The 19,531-nt window shown below is 33.1% G+C and carries 20 protein-coding genes; 9 read left to right on the top strand and 11 right to left on the bottom strand.

All coding sequences use genetic code 11. The annotated features are described in order from the left end of the window. Nucleotides 1–14 precede the first annotated feature (14 nt). Nucleotides 15–446 (top strand): ACT domain-containing protein, encoded by a 432-nt coding sequence (locus MXE27_RS04690; RefSeq protein WP_248611253.1) that lies wholly within the window; start codon nucleotides 15–17, stop codon nucleotides 444–446. 38 nt (nucleotides 447–484) lie between these two features. On the opposite strand, the gene MXE27_RS04685 is transcribed toward MXE27_RS04690, so the two are convergent. After that, a complete protein-coding gene (locus MXE27_RS04685) occupies nucleotides 485–1,117 on the bottom strand; it encodes an indolepyruvate oxidoreductase subunit beta (protein WP_248611252.1) in 633 nt (210 codons plus the stop codon). Nucleotides 1,118–1,122: 5 nt separating this feature from the next. After that, complete coding sequence (iorA, locus tag MXE27_RS04680) at nucleotides 1,123–3,042, bottom strand: indolepyruvate ferredoxin oxidoreductase subunit alpha (protein WP_248611251.1); 1,920 nt, start codon at nucleotides 3,040–3,042, stop codon at nucleotides 1,123–1,125. Nucleotides 3,043–3,539: 497 nt separating this feature from the next. On the opposite strand from iorA, the gene tfrB reads away from it, so the two are divergent. From tfrB to glyS, 4 genes are all read left to right on the top strand, one after another. Continuing rightward, nucleotides 3,540–5,027 (top strand): fumarate reductase (CoM/CoB) subunit TfrB, encoded by a 1,488-nt coding sequence (gene tfrB, locus MXE27_RS04675; RefSeq protein WP_248611250.1) that lies wholly within the window; start codon nucleotides 3,540–3,542, stop codon nucleotides 5,025–5,027. Nucleotides 5,028–5,070: 43 nt separating this feature from the next. Continuing rightward, nucleotides 5,071–5,796, top strand: a complete 726-nt coding sequence (locus MXE27_RS04670; RefSeq protein ID WP_248611249.1) for a TrmJ/YjtD family RNA methyltransferase — start codon at nucleotides 5,071–5,073, stop codon at nucleotides 5,794–5,796. 304 nt (nucleotides 5,797–6,100) lie between these two features. Then, nucleotides 6,101–6,697, top strand: coding sequence for a dCTP deaminase (gene dcd / locus MXE27_RS04665; protein WP_248611248.1), 597 nt, complete (start codon nucleotides 6,101–6,103; stop codon nucleotides 6,695–6,697). A 141-nt stretch (nucleotides 6,698–6,838) separates the two neighbouring features. Then, complete coding sequence (gene glyS, locus MXE27_RS04660) at nucleotides 6,839–8,557, top strand: glycine--tRNA ligase (protein WP_248611247.1); 1,719 nt, start codon at nucleotides 6,839–6,841, stop codon at nucleotides 8,555–8,557. Nucleotides 8,558–8,614: 57 nt separating this feature from the next. On the opposite strand, the gene MXE27_RS04655 is transcribed toward glyS, so the two are convergent. Together MXE27_RS04655 and MXE27_RS04650 are read right to left on the bottom strand one after the other, a co-directional pair. Next, a complete protein-coding gene (locus tag MXE27_RS04655; RefSeq protein WP_248611246.1) occupies nucleotides 8,615–9,451 on the bottom strand; it encodes a helix-turn-helix transcriptional regulator in 837 nt (278 codons plus the stop codon). Between the two features lie 9 nt (nucleotides 9,452–9,460). Beyond that, on the bottom strand, nucleotides 9,461–10,312 hold the full coding sequence (locus tag MXE27_RS04650) for a helix-turn-helix transcriptional regulator (RefSeq protein WP_248611245.1): 852 nt from the start codon (nucleotides 10,310–10,312) through the stop codon (nucleotides 9,461–9,463). A gap of 100 nt (nucleotides 10,313–10,412) precedes the next feature. On the opposite strand from MXE27_RS04650, the gene MXE27_RS04645 reads away from it, so the two are divergent. Next, nucleotides 10,413–11,171 (top strand): TatD family hydrolase, encoded by a 759-nt coding sequence (locus MXE27_RS04645; RefSeq protein ID WP_248611244.1) that lies wholly within the window; start codon nucleotides 10,413–10,415, stop codon nucleotides 11,169–11,171. Between the two features lie 19 nt (nucleotides 11,172–11,190). Here MXE27_RS04645 and MXE27_RS04640 read toward each other — a convergent pair whose 3' ends face one another. The 5 genes from MXE27_RS04640 to MXE27_RS04620 form a co-directional block, all read right to left on the bottom strand. Next, a complete protein-coding gene (locus MXE27_RS04640) occupies nucleotides 11,191–12,036 on the bottom strand; it encodes a carbohydrate kinase family protein (RefSeq protein WP_248611243.1) in 846 nt (281 codons plus the stop codon). A 56-nt stretch (nucleotides 12,037–12,092) separates the two neighbouring features. Continuing rightward, nucleotides 12,093–12,872 carry a cell division ATPase MinD gene (minD, locus tag MXE27_RS04635; protein WP_248611242.1) on the bottom strand — a complete coding sequence of 260 codons (780 nt, stop codon included), beginning with the start codon at nucleotides 12,870–12,872 and terminating at the stop codon, nucleotides 12,093–12,095. Between the two features lie 120 nt (nucleotides 12,873–12,992). Continuing rightward, nucleotides 12,993–14,054: a DUF2226 domain-containing protein gene (locus MXE27_RS04630; protein ID WP_248611241.1), complete on the bottom strand. Its 1,062-nt coding sequence runs from the start codon at nucleotides 14,052–14,054 to the stop codon at nucleotides 12,993–12,995. Between the two features lie 62 nt (nucleotides 14,055–14,116). Continuing rightward, entirely contained in the window at nucleotides 14,117–14,476 is a 360-nt protein-coding gene (locus tag MXE27_RS04625; protein ID WP_248611240.1) for a cell division protein SepF, read from the bottom strand. Continuing rightward, nucleotides 14,476–15,528: an N-acetyltransferase DgcN family protein gene (locus MXE27_RS04620; RefSeq protein ID WP_248611239.1), complete on the bottom strand. Its 1,053-nt coding sequence runs from the start codon at nucleotides 15,526–15,528 to the stop codon at nucleotides 14,476–14,478. The genes MXE27_RS04625 and MXE27_RS04620 overlap by 1 nt, the downstream gene beginning before the upstream one ends. Nucleotides 15,529–15,663: 135 nt before the next feature. Between MXE27_RS04620 and MXE27_RS04615 the strand changes: the two genes are divergently transcribed. From MXE27_RS04615 to MXE27_RS04605, 3 genes are all read left to right on the top strand, one after another. Further along, nucleotides 15,664–16,011 (top strand): roadblock/LC7 domain-containing protein, encoded by a 348-nt coding sequence (locus MXE27_RS04615; protein WP_248611238.1) that lies wholly within the window; start codon nucleotides 15,664–15,666, stop codon nucleotides 16,009–16,011. A gap of 122 nt (nucleotides 16,012–16,133) precedes the next feature. Then, nucleotides 16,134–17,129, top strand: coding sequence for a 3H domain-containing protein (locus tag MXE27_RS04610; RefSeq protein ID WP_248611237.1), 996 nt, complete (start codon nucleotides 16,134–16,136; stop codon nucleotides 17,127–17,129). A gap of 91 nt (nucleotides 17,130–17,220) precedes the next feature. Beyond that, on the top strand, nucleotides 17,221–17,790 hold the full coding sequence (locus MXE27_RS04605) for a ZPR1 zinc finger domain-containing protein (RefSeq protein WP_342765993.1): 570 nt from the start codon (nucleotides 17,221–17,223) through the stop codon (nucleotides 17,788–17,790). 60 nt (nucleotides 17,791–17,850) lie between these two features. Here the strand turns inward: MXE27_RS04605 and MXE27_RS04600 are convergent, their stop codons facing one another. Next, entirely contained in the window at nucleotides 17,851–18,315 is a 465-nt protein-coding gene (locus tag MXE27_RS04600; RefSeq protein ID WP_248611235.1) for a hypothetical protein, read from the bottom strand. A 223-nt stretch (nucleotides 18,316–18,538) separates the two neighbouring features. Further along, nucleotides 18,539–19,378 carry a carboxylating nicotinate-nucleotide diphosphorylase gene (nadC, locus tag MXE27_RS04595; protein ID WP_248611234.1) on the bottom strand — a complete coding sequence of 280 codons (840 nt, stop codon included), beginning with the start codon at nucleotides 19,376–19,378 and terminating at the stop codon, nucleotides 18,539–18,541. Nucleotides 19,379–19,531: the final 153 nt, after the last annotated feature.

Genomic DNA, 19,531 nt, shown 5'->3' with positions numbered 1-19,531 from the left:
ATAAAGGGGATTGTATGAAACTAAAACAAATATCCATATTTCTTGAAAACAAAAAAGGAAGATTGAAAAAAGCAATAAATATTCTTTTTCAGGCAGATATAAATATTAGGGCACTTTCTATTGCAGATACTGCTGATTTTGGAATTTTAAGATTAATTGTTCCCCATACAGATGAAGCTAAGAAAGTTTTAGAAGAAAACAATTTCGTGGTTAAAGTTAATGAAGTAATTGCTGTTGAAGTTCCGGACCAACCCGGTGGTTTAGATGGAATACTAGGGGTTTTAACAGAATCTGATACTAATGTAGAGTACATATATGCATTTGTAGAAAAAAACAGTGATAATGCAGTAGTAGTGATTCGAACAGAAGATATAGATGAAGGGATTAAAGTTTTAGAAGAAGGGAATATTCATATCCTATCTTCTGAAGAAGTTAATCTCCTTTAATATATCATTCTTTTAAAACTTCTAAATTAAATAAAGAATTATTTTTGATTTATCTGGCTTTTAACAGCATCATATCCCTTTAAAAAAGCTTTTAAGTTAATTTTCATTGATTTAGGTGGTAAATTATTCCCCATTGCATCAATAATAGTTTCTTTATTTAGTATGAATCCAGGTATGGCAGTTGCCCCACCAAGCAAAACCATGTTTAGTGATAAAATATGTCCGGCTTCTTTGGCCATATTTTCAGCATCCAATGCATAAATATGATTAGAATGTTTATTTAATTCATCACTAATAGTTTTAATTTCAGGATATGGGTGTTCGCTGCCCAGTATATTAAATGGCATTATTGGGGACGTATTTATTATAATGGAAGTTTCTTCATGGGTTTTTGATAAAGCACGAACTGCTTCCAATGGTTCAAATGCAAGTAAAACATTTGCAGTTCCTTCTTGAATAATTGAACTTTTAGAAGATCCAATTTTAATTTCAGTGGAAACTGATCCTCCTCTTTGAGCCATTCCATGAATTTCACTCATTACCACGTCTAATCCATTGTCCATAGCAGCTTCACCAATTATGATGGATGTTTTTATGATTCCCTGACCACCTACTCCGCAGATAAAAACATTATATGGAGGTTTTTTGTAAGAATATTCTTTAGTTTCCATGAAAATCACTTCCTGGCCCTTATTGCCTTTTTAGAACACATTTGAACACAAATTGTGCATCCTTTACATGCTAATGGATCAATTTCAATTTTCCCTTCATTATTTAAAGATATCGCAGGACAAGCTAGTTCAGAAGCACATTCCATGCACCCCTCACATTTTTCATCTTTTACATCCATCACTGCTTTAGACGGTTTTTTATCTTTAATCAGAACACAAGGATATTTAGAAATAACAACAGAGACACCATCATATTCTAAAGCTCTTTTATAAACATCCACAGTTTTTTTAAGACTTAATGGGTTTATGGTTTCTACAAACTCTGCACCGGTTGCTCTGACGATTTTTTCTATGGATATTTCTGGTGCAGTATCCCCCATCCCATCAACAGGAAGGCCAGGATTTGGTTGGCCTCCAGTCATAGCAGTGGTCCTGTTATCCAAAACAGTTACTACTAATTTATGTTTGTTGTGTACCGCGTTGATTAAAGGAGGTATTCCCGAATGGAAAAATGTCGAATCCCCAATAAAACAAATTATATACTGATCAGTGGCTCTAGAAAATCCACAGCTCGTCCCTATACTAGAACCCATAGCCAATAGATAATCTGCAGCATTATAAGGTGATTCTATCCCTAAAGTATAACATCCAATATCTGTGGGGAAAATTAAATCTTTAAAATCAATACCTAACTCTTTTCTAGCGTTTTTAATAGAGTAATAGATAGCACGGTGCGGACAGCCTGGACAGAGAGTTGGAGGCCTGTTCGGAAGTTTTAAAGCAGAGGATTCAACAAGTGTTGGTGCTTCACCAGAATCATGAATTTTAGTTACACCATTTAAAACATTTTTAAATGACTCTTCAACAATATCTTGATTAAATTCATAAATTAAAGGAAGAGTTCCGTCTAATTTACCATGGACGCCCATTTGAATTTTGTTTTTCCCCAAAACAGCGAATAGCTCTTTTTCCATGATAGGATCTACTTCTTCAACAATTATGACCTTGTCTAAATCCTTGAGAAAATTTAAAACTAGATCTTCAGGGAAAGGATAAGTGAAACCAAGCTTAAGTATAGGTAAATCCCATTCATGCTCATTAACTACATCACACACATAATTAAAAGCACTTCCACTTGATATAACTCCTATTTTAGAATTTGATGCCAGTTCTAATAGATCATCTTTCTGAATTTCCTCATTTTGATAATAAATCTGGTTTAATGGAGAATTATTAGCAATAGATAATAACTTTTCCATTTTTTCAACAAGTTCTTTGTGCATAATTCTAGCAGTGGCAGGAACTGGAACAAATTGTTGGGGATCTTTCTGGAAAAATCCATTGTTTTCTTGCTCAGGAATATCATTTAATTCCACAATCCCTCTCATATGAGACACCCGGGTAGTGGTTCGAAGCAGAACGGGTATCTGGAATTTTTCTGATATTTCGTATCCATATTTCATAAATTCTTTTATTTCCTGAGGATTGGAAGGTTCAATAGAAGGTATATTTGCAATTCGAGCATAGTGCCTATTATCCTGTTCATTTTGTGACGAAAACATGGAAGGATCGTCTGCAGACAATATTATCATCCCCCCACGAACTCCAGTATAAACTGTGCTCATGAATGAGTCAGAAGCGACATTCAATCCCACATGTTTCATAAAAGTCAAAGAACGTAATCCTGAGGCAGATGCAGCAGCTGCCACCTCCAATGCAACTTTTTCATTTATTGAAAATTCAAAATAAACACCGGCATCTTTGGCTATTTTGGAGAATACATCCCCAATCTCAGATGACGGAGTTCCAGGGTATGTGGCAGCAACCGAAACGCCGGCTTCTAAAGCCCCCCTTACAGTAGATTCATTGCCCAATAGAAAGAGTTTATCTCCTTTTTGACCATTAATAATCTGTTTGATATTCATTTGCTCACCTGATCTTAAAATTCCTACATTAACAATCGCGTATTTATAATTCTCAAAAAAAGTTGATTATCCCAAAATATAGTATATGTGATTGATTATTCAAATCCAATAATTAGTTTAAATAACACCTTTAACTTTTTTAACCATTAGGAAATTATTTATTATTTATTTTTTATTGGTATTTCAAGATTATATTGTTTTTTATTGGGCAATCCAAATTAGAAATATTAAATTTATAGTAAATATTATTATTCGAGATAAAACTGAGGCAAAAAATAGATTCGCATATCTTTATATTATATTTAAAACAATACTAATTTGTTATTTATACTAATTTTCAATAAAATATCATGCTACATTTAATTGATTATATATTATTTTAGAGGATATGAGGAAAAATTAGTCCAAAAACAATTAAATAATAAAAATTAAAGGAATTAAAAATTTAAAGATATAATTAATTTTAAAAATATTATAACTTCGTACTGGAGATAAAAATGATAACTATCAGGGTTTTGAGATGTGATGGGGAAAAAGGTTCCCAAAGCCATATTGAAACATATGAAATAGAAGAAAATGAAAAAATGAAGGTTTTGGATGCCCTTAATTTGATTAATGAGGAACATAATGCTAAAATTGCCTTTAGAAGTTCTTGTAGGGCAGGTCAGTGCGGTTCATGTGCTGTTAAAATGAATGGCCAGGTTGTTTTAGCTTGTAAGGCAGAAATTGAGGATGGCGCCTTTATTGAACCACTTGATTTCCCAGTAATGAAAGATTTAATAGTTGATAGGGGCGAAATTGAAGAAAAAGCTTTAAAAATGAAGTTATTTTTAGAAAGAAGTTGTGAAGATAACACCTGCCCTGAAATGATTTCTCCAGATGAATGCATTGATACAAAAAAAATTCGGAGTTGTATTGAGTGTTTTTCATGTTTATCTGTTTGTCCTGTAATTAAAGAAAGTTCCGAATATGCAGGACCATATTTCATGAGATATTTATCTAAATTTGCATTGGACCCCCGAGATAAATATGATAGGGCGTTAAAAGGGTTTGAAGAAGGATTATACTGCTGTACTACTTGTGGAAAATGTAAAGAAGTTTGTCCTAAAGAAATTAGCATTCCAGGCGACGCCATCGAAAAATTAAGAGCCCTAGCTTGTAAAGAAAGTGTAGGTCCCTTGGAGGTTCATAAAGGAATTAAAAAACTCATATCTGAAACCGGGAGATCTGTAGATTATTTAGGAGACAGTTTAATAAAGACAGTTTCCTCAACAAAGTCAGGTGAAAAGAGATCTAATGTGGCATTTTTCACAGGATGTTTAGTAGACTACAGAATGCCCCATATAGGATTAACGCTACTTAAAATTTTAGAAGATCATGGTATTCACGTGGATGTTCCCCCGGGACAGGTTTGCTGTGGATCCCCCATGATTAGAACCGGTCAATTGGATATTATCGAGGATCTTGTGAAAAAGAATCAAGAAGCTTTGAAAGGATACGATATGATAATCACAGTTTGTGCTGGTTGTGGGGCCACTTTAAAGAAAGATTATCCAAAATATGGTGCTAAATTGAATGTTATGGATATCAGTGAATTTCTAGTTCAGAATATGGATTATACTAAATTAAATCCATTGAACATGAAAGTAACCTATCACGACCCCTGTCATCTAGCTCGAAGTCAGGGCATTAAGATCGAACCTCGAGAAGTTTTAAGTAATATTCCTGGGCTTGAGTTTGTAGAAATGGAAGAACCAAATAGCTGTTGTGGGTCTGGTGGTGGCGTTAAAGCAGGAAAACCTGAAATAGCTGCAAGTTTAGGTAAAAAGAAAGCGGAAATGGTTAAAAAGCTGGATGTTGATGCATTAATAACCATTTGTCCATTCTGTCAAATTCACATCAAGGATTCACTGGAAAAAGAAGGTTTAGGTGATATTAAAGTTTTAAATATATTGGAACTACTAGATATGGCCTATAACCAATAATACCATGATTAAGTTAGTATATCTCTAATTTTTTAATGATAAAATGAATTCCACCGACTTTTTAAAAAAAAATATTTCAGTTGTGTTTGTTGAACCTGAATCTCCAGGAAATATTGGTTTTTTAGCCAGGGCTATGAAAAATTTTGGTATAAGTAATTTAATACTCATAAATCCATGTAATTTAGAAAAAGAAGCTTATTATCAAGCCAGTCACGCGCGGGATGTAGTATCTAATTGTCAGATATACAAATCCATTGCAGAATTTTTAAGTGAAAATCCCGTTGATTTTTTAGTGGGTACCACAGGTACACCTGGTGGAAGCTATAATTTAGCAAGGATCCCCATAAAACCCATGGAACTAGGAGAATCACTTAACAATATTAACGGCAAAATAGCCCTATTATTGGGAAGAGAGGGAAATGGTCTGTCCAATGATGAGTTAGCACTATGTGATATTACAGTTAGCATACCTACAGATAAAAATTATCCCATTATGAATATTTCTCATGCAGCGGCCATAATTTTTTATGAAATATTTAAAAATAGACATCAATTTAATTTAGAAGGAATAGAAGAAGCTTCATTAGTAGAAAAAGAATATCTAATTAAGGATATGAGTGAAATTGTATCTAAAATAAATCTTCCACCACATAAACAAAAAACAGCACTTAAATCCTTTAAAAATATATTAGGTCGGGCTTTTGTTACAGGTCGAGAAGCACATACCCTCAAAGGAGTTTTAAGGCGAATAAATAATAAATTAAAATAATAATCAATATTCTAAGACTTAAAATCTAGACAAAATTTATTGGATTTATGAAACAAACTAGTTAAGTTGTGCTATCCACCCAATAAAGTAATATAGAATGAGTTCTTGATTTTTGCTGAATTCTAAAATTCTAAAAAACACAAGAAGTCTTTGAGAAAAAGTCTATTAAAATATCAGGAAATTAATTATTTTGTAGTAGGAAAAATTTTTTTGTAATAATTAATATTAATAGTGATAATTCTCAAATACAGATAAAAAAAATATAAAAGATTCATTAAGCGATTCTAAAAATAGGGGACAATAAATGGCCATTCTAAGTGATATTGATATTAAAAAATATTTGGAAGATGAACTGATAATAATTGATCCTTTAGAAGATCCTGAAAGACAAATTCAGCCATCTTCTGTAGATTTAAGAATAGGTAGTGAGTTTAAGGGTTTTAGAATTATCCGAAAGCCGTGTATAGATCCTAAAGATAAATCAGATATGGAATCGTATATGGAATCGTTCCATATTGAAGGAGATGAATCATTTATTATTCATCCCGGAGAATTTGCTTTAGCTACAACTTATGAAACCGTGCGGCTGCCTGCAAATCTTGTAGCGCGAGTAGAAGGAAGATCTTCCATGGGGCGGCTGGGAATTACCATGCACGTTACAGCAGGATATATAGATCCGGGTTTTCATGGCAAAATAACTTTAGAAATATCCAATATTGGTAAAATGCCAGTAGCTCTTTATCCCGGGCAGCGCGTCTGTCAAATAGTATTTGAAACTATGACTTCCCCTTCTGAAAAACCGTATGGCCATCCAGATAGAGATAGTAAATACATGGGACAGACCCGACCTGAAACAAGTAGAATTAAACACGATTATGAGTTAAAAAATGGTAAAATTTAATCGATTAAACGGATATTATCTAATTAAACTATTATTCTAAATATCCATTATTTATATTTAAATCAAAATTTTTTCAATTTATAAAGAGGAATATTTTATTTGTTTTTAAAAAAATATTAATATAGTTACGGAGATGATTTAATGAAACATGATAAGGTCATGAATATCGCTAAAAAGCGAGGATTCTTGTGGTCTTCATTTGAAATATATTCCGGAGTCGCAGGTTTCTTTGATTACGGTCCTTTAGGAGCTATTTTAAAAAATAATATTATGAGTAAATGGAGGGACTTTTATGTGGTGGGAGAAGGTTTTTATGAAATTGAATCCCCCACCATAATGCCCGAAGAAGCCCTCAAAGCATCAGGTCACGTGGATCACTTTACAGACCCCATGACAGAATGTAAAGACTGTGTGGATGTTTACCGAGCAGACCATATTATTGAAGAAGTTTTAGATGCTGATGTAGAAGGCCTTGAAAATCAGAAACTCAGCGAAATCATTTCTGAAAATCAGATAAGATGCCCAAAATGTGGAGGTCATTTGACCCATGTTTGGAGTTATAATCTCATGTTCCAAACTCTCATCGGTGCAAAAGGAAAAAAAACAGGATATATGCGTCCAGAAACCGCCCAAGGAATATTTATTCCTTTTAAAAGATTATTAAGATTTTTTAGGAATAAACTTCCATTTGGAGTAGTGCAGTTAGGTAAAGCTTATCGAAATGAAATTTCTCCAAGACAGGGAGTCATTAGATTGCGTGAATTCACCCAGGCAGAGGCAGAGATATTTGTTAACCCTCAGGATAAATCTCACCCCCGATTTTCGAAAATCAGTTCAGAAATACTTAATCTTTATTCTTCTAACAGTCAAATAAACAAAACGGAATCATTAAAGGTTACCGCTCAAGAAGCTTTAGATCAAAACATAGTGGCCAGCGAAATGCTGATTTATCAGCTTTATCTTGCCCAAAAATTCCTTAGAGAATTAGGAATACCCGATAATGCATTAAGATTTAGACAACATTTACCTACTGAAATGGCCCATTATGCAATTGACTGCTGGGATGTAGAGGTTTATCTTGATCATTATGGCTGGATTGAAATCATAGGAATTGCAGATAGAACTGATTATGACCTTAAATCCCATAGTACTTACAGTAAAGAAGATTTAAGAGTATTTATTGAGTATCCTGAGCCTAAAAATATTAAAAAAAGCATAGCAAAAGCTAACATGAAAACATTTGGCCCTGCATTTAAACAAGACGCGCCAGTATTAATAAAAGCCCTTGAAGAAACAGATGCATCAATTATCCAAACATCATTTAATGAGAAAGGCTATTTTGAAATTGAACTTGAAACTACCCATCGAATACTCCCAACCCATGTCAAATTTGAAGAAATAGAAGAAGTGATTAGAGGAGAAAAAGTATTCCCCCATGTTATTGAACCATCCTTTGGAATTGATCGTATTGTATACTCCGTTTTAATTCATTCATTCTATGATAAAGATGATACAAACTACTTCAAACTTGCCAAAGATATTGCCCCTGTGCAAGCTACAGTCTTGCCCCTCATGAATAAGAAAGAATTAGTGGATGTAGCTATAGATATACGGGAAAATTTAAGAGAAAATGGTTTTATTGCAGAATATGATTCATCTGGAACTATTGGTAGACGTTATGCACGTGCCGATGAAATCGGTGTTCCTTACGCCATAACAGTTGATTATGAGTCTATCGAAGATCAAACTGTGACCATTAGAAATAGAGACAACTCACAACAAAGTAGGATTGCAATTTCTGATATAAGCAATATTTTAGAGAGTCTCATGAATTCTAAAATAAAATTTGAAGATTTATAAATCCAACAAGGATTATATATTTCTTTTTTAATTAAATAATATTTGAATGACTTATTTTTAATTATTCTTCTTCAAAAGAGATTTATAATTTACTTTTTGTGCTGACTGTAAATGATATGCAAATAAATCGTTACCCCATTCTAAAATCTCATTATCCTGACCCATAAGAAGTTTAGTAGAATCGTATTCTCCATTTTCAAAAAATAAACCTATGGACATGAATTTTTCAGATATTACATAAGCAATGTCCAGTCGTGCAATTAGAAATATTTTTAAATTTCCTTTTTTTAAATATTTTTTCAGTTCCATATAGCCGCAATGATCAATTAAAGTTTCAAATATTTCACGAGTTAAAATTAGATCTACTTTACCTCCTCGATTCAAAGTAAGTTTAATATTATCAAGGTGCCGGGGAAAACAAACAGGTAACGCAGCTTTAATATTATTTGCATTGGAAAGCATATCCAGATATGTGGTAAATGGTTTTTCAACATTTTCCAATATAGATTCAATCAAATATGCATTTTTCAGCCTATGAAATCTATTTTTAAGATGCTTAGGAATTCCATCCAAACAATGATCCTTCCAAAAGATATCATGCCTATTCAAAATAGTGAACGTCTCAATCAAATTAATCAATTTTAAAGCAACCAAACTACCTTTAGATGATAAAAAAGATAAATCCCCACGCCGTGAAACTAAATTTCTCTTTTCAAGTTGAGTTATAGCATGTAAAACAGTTGAGGATGAAGTAAATGTTTCTTCCCTTAAATCAGCTGACTTTTTTGGAGAGTCATATAAACTCAACATTATTTTCATTCGAATATTGGAAACCAATAAAAATTTAACATCGTCATATGTTTTTTCTAACAGGTGCGACTCTTTATTTTTCAACACTACCACCTATGATACTAAAATTTTTGCAAGAGTTTTGACATTTAATTTTTCAGATTTTTTATAGTATTCCCTATATAATCTCATTCCCCAATCCACTGCTCGGGGATCATAACTCACCAAGTCACGATTTTGATCATAAATACCGTCTGATCCAAATAGGCCTATTGAAATAAATTTATCAGTAACTGTAAAAGCTATATCCAGATTGCCCCCTGCATAACGTCGAATATTAAGGTTTTTATTGGTAATAGCCTTGCTGAGATCTCTAAAATCGGCGGAAATAACTGTTTTTTTTATTATTTCATCTGATAAAATTAGTTCAATATCGGTATCACTCTGGATCAATTCGTCGAATAATTCAATGAAATCTGGATGAGAGATTGGAGAAACACCATAAATCACAGTAGATCCTATGACAATGTCTTTGTAAGTATTATGGGGTTTGTAAATATCAACTGCAGTAGATCTTACAAGTTCAGCCGTCATGAAAACATCGATTTCATTTAAAAATTTATCAGGAATACCCTTTAAATTATGGTTTAACCATAAATCTTCGAAATTATTAGCGACATACATATATCTATGGAAATCCCAAATTCGATCTAACTTCAGGACCCCCATTTGTGATAATTTATATTTATCATCAAATTTTTGAACGAGACCTTCTTCTTGTAGACGTTTCATGTTATTAGAAAGTGTAGCAAAGCTCAAATCATACTCTTCTTTGATTTCTTTCATACTTTTTAAACCATCACTTAAGCTAACTAATATTTTGAGCCTGATCCCTGATTTTACCATGAATTTCAAGTCTTCTTGAACAAAATCATACAAATCAAAGAGATTATCATGTTCACTCATATTTTAACCCCGAATTGAATAGATATATTTTCTATTAATTACTTAAAAAGGATAGTACAAAAACTCTTCTTAAATGCATAAAAATGTTAAAAGTGATAATATGATTGATGGACATATACATGCCGACACCAGGCCATATGAAGATTTTGAAAAAATGGCAATCTCCGGAATAAATGCTGCTATTTCTTGTGCACATGACCCTCTAAAAATGAGCACGTCTGCAGTTATTTTCGACCATTTTGACAGGTTAGTTAATAATGACCGAGAAAGGGCTGCAAAAAATGGATTAACATTATACTTTGCCCTGGGTATTCACCCTAGAAGCATATCATCTGATTTCGAGAAAGTGCTTCATAAATTACCGAAAATTTTAAAAAATGAACGCGTAGTGGCAATTGGAGAGATTGGATTAGAAACCACGTCACCAAAAGAAATCGATGTGTTTATCCAACAATTAAGAATTGCAGATGACTTAAAAGCAAAGGTTATTGTACACACACCTCGTACTAACAAAAAAGAAGTAACTGAAATTACCAAAAACATTTTACTTGAAAATATAGAACCGAAAAGGGTTTTGATTGATCATGTAGATTTCACTATTGTAGATTCATTAATAGATGAACAATTTACACTTGGGTTAACAGTACAACCTCTGAAAATGAGCCCTAAGGATGCTTTTATTCTTTTAAATGATTATGGTCTTGAAAAATTCGTTTTAAATAGTGATATGAGTTCATCACCATCTGATCCATTATCCGTGCCTAAAACGGTCCATGAACTCAGGATGAATGGATTTGATGAAAAAGATATCCAATTAGTTTCTGAAACTAATGCCGCTAAATTCTTTAATATATCTTAAAGAATTAATAGTTGTAGTATCACAGCGGCCCCATTTTACCAACACATTTTTTTGCATAGTCATTGGCAAAATGTAAACACTCAACCCATGGTTTATTACTAATCCATTTAGCTACAAATCCTGCTGCAAAAGCGTCTCCGGCACCAGTAGTATCTACTACTTTTGCTTTGCCTACAGGATCATGAATTTCCTTATTTTCAACAAAAAGTGTAGCGCCATTAGCGCCCTGTGTAATTATAACTGCGGAAACTCCTTCATCTATCAGGAGTTTAGATCCTTCCATAATATTATTCCCTGTTAAAATTTCAACTTCTTTCTCATTTAAAAATAATATATCTGTGTTTTGAAGCACGGGTTTTAATTTTTCAATTCCATAAGAAGAAAGTAAAGCACCCGGTGCAAAAGAAAGTTTTTTAGCATATTTTGCAGCTTTTTGTGCTACTTCCCAGTATATTCCAGTTAAATGCAGCATTTCAGAAGATTTTATATACTCAGTATCCTCAGGAGTTAATTTAAGTTTTTCATTAGCCCCTAGAAAAGAATAAATAGAACGTTTTCCACTGTTATCCACACTTATGAAGGCCTTACCTGTGGGATATTCTATTTTTTTAAGGCGTTTGCTATTTATTCCCCTATTTTTCAAATCATTCTGGATGATGTTTCCCCAATAATCATTCCCAATCCATGTAATCAACCCACTGGGCAGGCCCAGTTTAGACATATTAGCCGAAAAATTAAATGCAGACCCTCCAGGTGACGTCTGGAGATTTTCAATATACATTTCCCCATCTACTTCTACAAAATCAGGAACTTTCATAATAAAGTCCATATTGCAAGTTCCTAAACTTACAATTTCTAAAGGCAACGAATCACATCTTTAAATAAAGAATTAAAAAGAAATAAAAAAAATAATTAAATTAATTATCTTCGACCCATTAAACCACTAATGAGTTTAGTAATAACTCCTTTCTTATCCGGTTCAATTGGTTGATATTCTTCACCAATTAAATCAGCGGCCAGCTTCATGATTGCATTGGTGGTTGGAGATTTTGGATTTTTAAGAACAATAGGTTCTCCAAATGCAGCAGCACGGCTTACCTCATGATCATCAGGAACCACTGCAATTACTGGAACTTCCAGAATAGTTTCAATTTCATCGACAGTTAAGAATGTTTTATCGTGTTGTTCCCGATTAATTACAACACCAATAATATTTACCCCTAATTTAGATGCGATAATCTTGGTTTTTAAGGCATCACTAATTGAAGGAACTTCAGGAGTAGTGACTAACAATAATTCATCAGCCGCTGCCAAAGCAGATAGTGCATCTTTTTCCAAACCCGCAGGAGCATCTATTAATAATATATCTGTGTCTTCAACTAATTTTGAAAGTGCTTCTTCTAAACGATCCATTTTGACATTTCGAAGGCCTTCTAAAGATATACCTGCCGGGACAACTCTAACCCCACTGGGTCCTTCGTAAATTGCATCTTCAATTGATGCTTCGCCAGCTAGAACTTCATGTAAAGTAACGGATTTACCTTCCATACCTAGAATAAGTTCTAAATTAGCCATAGCAATATCTGCATCAAGCACTACAGTTCGCTCACCATAAGTGGATAAAGATACTCCTAAATTAGCCGTTATAGTCGTTTTTCCGACTCCTCCTTTTCCTGAAGCAACAGTGATAACTCTGGTCATTTAATACCTCCTAAAATAGATCCTACAATAAATCTGAAATTCTAATTATTATTATTTATTATAATAAATTTTGTTTATTATAAATATAATTATTTATGTCCCCTATATTAAATTATATTATTAATGAATTTCTATACTGATATCAAAATTGTCTACAATCTGAGGGTATTCCCTGAAGCTCTTTCTAATTTCCATTTCAGAAATTTCTAAAATTTGATATCTCAAATTTTCAACAGCTTTTGAATCGCCCATTATTCTGGAAAAAATACCTTTTCCTTCGTATTCGCAGATTATTTTTATTTTTCCACCTAACTCACGATTATTTTCTAAAAATACAATGACTTCCGTGCCTCTGATTTTTGGAATACCCATAACAGATTTTTTAACTCTATTCATAATCGTTAATTCAATTCCTTCCAGTTCAGAATTACTTACTGTACCGCCTTTATATGTTTCAAGAACTTTATCTGCATCTTCTTCTTCAAAGTCTTTCAAACCATATTTTTTCATAAGCTCTAAACGATCAACGGGTACTGTGAATTCTTCTTCATCCATAACCTCTTCCGATTCAACCTCAAGTTCGGGTTCAAGAGTAGGCTCAGGCTCAGGCTCAGGCTCAGGCTCAGGCTCAGGCTCAGGCTCAGGCTCAGGTTCAGGCTCAGGAATAGGCTCAACCTCAACAACAGGTTCTACTTCAACTGGAGTTTTTTCAGCAATTCTCTTTTTATAAGCTAATTCCTCTTCAGCTTTAAGTTCTTCAACTGATTTTCTATAGCTGGCTTCTTTAGGATTAAAGTAAGTATCCTCGTAGCCCCCATAATCATCTTGTATTTCTTCTTCCCTAACTTGTTCAGTAATATCAAAGATAGGATCCAGTTTGTATGCCTTGTTTAAATCAATAAGATAATCAACTTGAGAAGGTTTTAATTCGAAAACTTCGAGAAGAGTATCGCTTTTGTCCATTGAATCAATAATGCTTTCCAATGCATCATTTTTGATATGCCGATCATATGATGCAGCAACCTGAGATCCCTCTTTAAATAGAAGATATCCCTCTTCAGAACCATGAGTAATTCTGATAAACCCATTGTATTCCTTCTCAGACATTTTCTCCATAAGTTCTGAAAATTCCAGTTCATCTGCATATGAAACTTGAGAAGGTTTAGTTATTGGTAATTCCATTTTACATACCTCAAACAAGGCCTGTTCGACTAAAATAGTAATATATTGAATAAAAAATTATTTTAATCTTTTCTTATTAGTTTAATCTCAGGAGGAGTTATTATAACAATATTTTTTCCATTCTGACATAGCAATATTGCTTCTACACCTTTTTCTTTACGAAGAGCTTTGAGTTTTTCACCAGCTATACGTAAATCATCTGGTGACTCATTTTCTAAATAACTAAGATCTAAAATAATAGGATTTTTTTCTTCTGTGATTTGAGCAATTGCGTAATCAATATCCTCGGAATTTTTTGCTTTCATTAACACTATTTCATAAAATGAATGTTCTGGAACTATAATTGGTTCTTGTTCTTCTTTTTGTTCTTCATCTTCATCAAGACCCAGGTTTTTCTTTACAAAATCCATTACGTCTTTCATCAAATCTCCCCTATATAATCCTTAATTACTTTAAGTAATCTTGAAGAACCCCCATTCCTCACATCTGCAGTTGGAAGCCCGTATTTAGACTCATATTCTGCGATTAAATTATTTCCTTCCACATTTCTTAAATTCAACGAAATCCCTAATACTTTTGTGGGTTCAACTGATTCTATTGCATTAATTTCATCCAGTATTCCTCTTGGTTTCCTATATGGATGATTGGGCCTGTGACATAGAATAGTTGCATCAGGTGATGAACCAATAAGTATGGATGCAGATAAACCTCTGGGATGAGGATTTCCCAGTTCTGTTAAACTGGATTGGCTTTCCACAAAAATTATATCGGGGTCTCTCTCTTCTTCCATATAACGTATTGAACCCATCAGGGCAGACGCAACATCCATTACTGAGAGACTACCTGCGCGAAAATTCAAATCTACTGGTTGTTCTAAACCCATTTCATCAGTAGAGATAACAGCTACTTCCAATCCCTCTTCTTTTGCCTGTTTACCAAGTAATCGAGTAGTTGTCCTTTTTCCACATTCTTGTGATGTTCCACCGACATATATTACTGGATTTTTATGTTTATAATCAATTTTAGGTAATAGTTCACAGCATTTCGATGGAGCTATGCCAAAAATTTTGTCGATATTATCCAATCTAGGACTTATCTCCTTGATTGAAACATTTTTTTGTTTTGCAAATAACAGTAATGATGGATTTTCAGATAAAGGAAGCGATCTAAAAGATGCAACTACATTTTTCCCTTTATCTATGGCTTCAACAGCATATTTAAGTGCAGAACCTTCAGCGCCTATTGGTAACATTATGGCCACACTATTAGCATCAGTTCGTTCTATCAAGTTAATAAGATCGGGTGATACAGAACATCCACAGAAGGGTTTCCCATGCTTTGAAGAGTCATCATCTACAAAACCAACTGTTTCCACACCTTCAAAATTAGCGAACTTTTCTCCTCCTCCTCCGCAACCAATGACAATAAATGGATTAAGCTCTTGAAGTTCTTCAACAGAAGATACTATATACAAAGAATCACTCCTTAATAGTAATTGTGGTGAAATCAAATAGAAAGTTTAATTACTTATTTATACTTATTTAATTAATAAATGATTAAAGCATATATACTTTAGGTTAAATACTCTATTTATTGATGGAGGCATAATATGATAGCAAGAATACTTAAAGACTTAGGTAGGATCAACGGGGTAAATGGTTCTTTAGTGGTAGGAAAAGATGGTTTAATTATCGAAACCGAAGTGCCTTCAGACATAGATGCCGAACTAGTGGCAGCAATGTCCTCAGCTGTATTCGGTACTGCCGAAAGATCAGCAGAAGAAATGAAACATGAGCCCCTTGAGCAAGTGATGATTGAAGGAAGTAGAGGTAAGACTTTAATGATCGATGCAGGTGAAGGAATTTTAGTTCTCATCACAGATATCGATATAAATCTAGGTCTTATCCGTATTGAGATGAGGAGAAGCGCTGAGCGTGTTAAAGACTTATTAAGTTAATTAAATTTTATTATCTTAACTTTTATCACAAGATAATAATTTTTATTAAATTAAAAGAATTTATATCGATAATTTAGCGTTAGCCTTATTTAAATCATAAAATCGAACTGGGGAGATAAAGCTTGAAAAAGCCTTATGTGATATTGATTGGGAGTGCTTCTGGAATAGGGAAATCCACCATAGCTTCTGAACTCGCAAAAGAATTAGGCATAAAACACCTGATTGAAACTGATTTTATTAGAGAAATAGTTAGAGGTATAATTGGTCCAGATTATGCTCCTGCTCTCCATAAATCTTCCTTTGATGCATACACTACCTTAAGAGACAAAGAAAGATTTAAAGATAATAAACGTGCCTTAATTAATGCTGGTTTTGAAGAACACGCTTCTTTTGTTATTCCTGCAATCGAAAAAGTCATAAAAAGAGCTGTTGACGATTCTGATGACGTGGTAATAGAAGGTGTGCATTTAGTGCCAGGATTAGTAAATATGGATAAATTCAAAAACGACGCATCTATCCATTTTTTTATATTATCTGCAGATGAAGACGTGCATAAAGAAAGATTCGTTAAAAGAGCCATGAAAATCAAACGTGGCGGTAAGCATTTAGAATATTTCAAAGAAAATAGAACTATTCACAATTATTTAGTTGCTCAAGCCACGGAACACAATATTCCTGTTATCAACAACCAGGATCTTGAATCCAGTAAAAAAAGGATGCTTTCACTTATTAGAGAGATCTGTAAAGTGATGATTTTAAAGCATCCAGTGGATAGTTTAGAAGATGAAATTGATATTGTGCTTGAAAAATATGGTGGTAGAATAGTTGATGTTTCTTATTTTCTTCCAGGTTCTGGAGAGCCCCTTAAAAGGAATGTGAATGTTTACGATCCCCTGGAAGCAAAGAGATTTGTAAAACATCTGAAAGAAAACCCAAAACGAAAAAAAGATTTAGAAAAACTCTACGAACTATCAGACAATGTTCACAGCCATAAGATTTGTGCTCCGGACAAGGAAACATTGCAGAGAATGATTGAAGATTTGGGTAAAAGTGGATTTATTTTTAAAAAAGATGGAACTATTCCACCCAAAGCAGCAAATGACAATCATAACGCTTAAATTTATATATTCCTATTGTTTTTACCATTATCATTCCATTAATTAATTTTTTTAAGCGACCTAAAATCAAGGAGATAAAATATTGAATAATATGAAAATGGATTGTCCAGTTTGTCATGGGCAAAAATGTATGGACGTGATTAACCGTACAGAAGAAATACCTTATTTTGGTGAAATTATGGAGTCTTTACTACTTTGTAGCTCCTGCGGATATCGCCATACAGATGTTATATGTTTAGATCAAAAAGAACCCGTCCATTATTCCCTTCAAACAAATGTCCAACGACTTAATGCACGTGTGGTCAAATCTCAATCCGCAACTCTCACCATACCTGAATTGGGATTGAAAGTAGAACCCGGCCCCAAGTCATTGGGATATGTTTCTAATATAGAAGGAGTATTGGAAAGATTTCAGACTGCAGTTAAAACGGCTATGAATTTATTTGATGACGAAACCTCTCAAAAAAATGCTACTATAATACTGGAAGAATTAGATAAAGTCCGCAGCGGAGAAAAATCCGTTGAAATAATACTGGAAGACCCATTTGGCCAAAGTTTTATTGCCCATCCTGATGCTTCAAAAAGGAAATTAGAAGAAGATGAAATAAAAAAATTAAAGACTGGTTTTATAACCATTGAAAATGATGAATACTGCGAATAGATTAATTAAATAGATAATTAATTTATAGATAAAAAAAGAATAGGAAAATTGAGTTTCAGATTATCTGAAATGTTCATCCTCTTCTTCTTCGTCCACATCTTTCAATTTCAAAGTCCTCTTTACATCCATGCTTAATGCATCACAATCTGCTTTAATTGCATCCATGTGCATTAAAATCCTTTCTTTTTCTTGATTGATTCTTTGAATATTTTGATAAGGATAAATAGATTCTTTTAGCATTTCATATTCAATTGTGGTGTAAGGATATTCATTTAATTGTTTGCATACATTTACTAAAACATCACCTAAAAACCGGTTCATCTCGACTTTTACTCTTTCCCGGATCATTTTATCACTATCCAGGTTCTGTTTCATTAATCGTACAACTTCAGCTTTAGCAAAAGGCAAACTTTCTTCTTCATCTTCTTCAATAAATTCTTCTGAAGTTTCATCTAAAGATTCTTCATTTTCTTCCGCTTCTTCTGAGTTATATTCTTGATCTTGCATCTCATTTTCATCTATCATTCTTAGCCTCCAATGAATTAATTATATTGTTCAATAAATACTATTGTTTCTATCAATATAATTGAATAACAAAGTATATAAATGTATTCAAAATTAAGAGAGTTATCCTAATTTTTTTTAATAGTGAATAATGCAACCTACTGAAAAATTGAAGGGAAATTGCATATAATGATTAGGTCCTCACTAAAAAAAATCAGTTATATGGAAATAGTTTAATATATTTTTATCCAATCTGAATTAATTCCAGAGAAAGATCAAGAATAGGAGCAGAATGTGTAATGAATCCCATAGAAATAACATCAACTCCACTTAAAGCATAATCCACCATATTATCCGGGTTTATTCTCCCTGAAGCCTCAATTATAACATTTTCTCTTAGATCTAATTTTACTAATTCATTTAGAATTTTTTTAATGTCCTCCGGTGACATATTATCCAGCATAATAATATCTACACCCATCTGAGCAGCTAAAATAGCATCTCCTAAAGATTCAACTTCGACTTCTATTTTTTTGGTGAAGCTAACATTTTTCTTGGCTTTATCAATGGCCGCCTTTAGATTGCCAACCGCCGCAATATGGTTATCTTTCACCATTACGCAGTCATCTAATCTGAACCTATGTGTATCCCCTCCCCCAGCCTTTACAGCTTGTTTTTCAAAAAATTGAATTCCGGGAGTAGTTTTTCGAGTAGCAGCGATTATAATATCAGGATTTGCTTGTAAAGCTTTATTAACCATTTTTGCAGTTAAAGTAGCTATTCCACTCATTCTCATCATTAAATTAAGAATTGTGCGCTCCACACTTAATATTGAACGAACATTTCCTTCTATTGAGATAATAATATCATTCTCAGTTACTGTATCCCCATCTAAGTAATTAACAGAATAATCTAAATCAAAATCAGCAAGAATCATCTCTGCAACATCAACACCTGCAATGACTCCTTTTTCTCTGGATAAAATTTCGGCACGGGCATGCATATCATGATCAATAAGTGCATTGGTAGTGATATCCTCAAACCCAATATCCTCTCTTATCATCTGTCTAAGTGCATTTTTCATATATAATCTCCATATAACTATATCTAAAAGGAAGTTAAAGTTTTTATGCAAATTAAATTATAATAGCTTAGAAAAACTTAAGTAACTTAATTTAATATCTAATCTCTGAGATTTTGTATTGTAAATATAAACAATTAATATAATACAAAACTC

It is taken from the genome of Methanobacterium alcaliphilum, from assembly GCF_023227715.1.
Classification (GTDB): Archaea; Methanobacteriota; Methanobacteria; order Methanobacteriales; family Methanobacteriaceae; genus Methanobacterium_E; species Methanobacterium_E alcaliphilum.
Note: the sequence above shows the minus strand (reverse complement) of the source record. Positions and strands in the feature narration are given on the sequence as shown.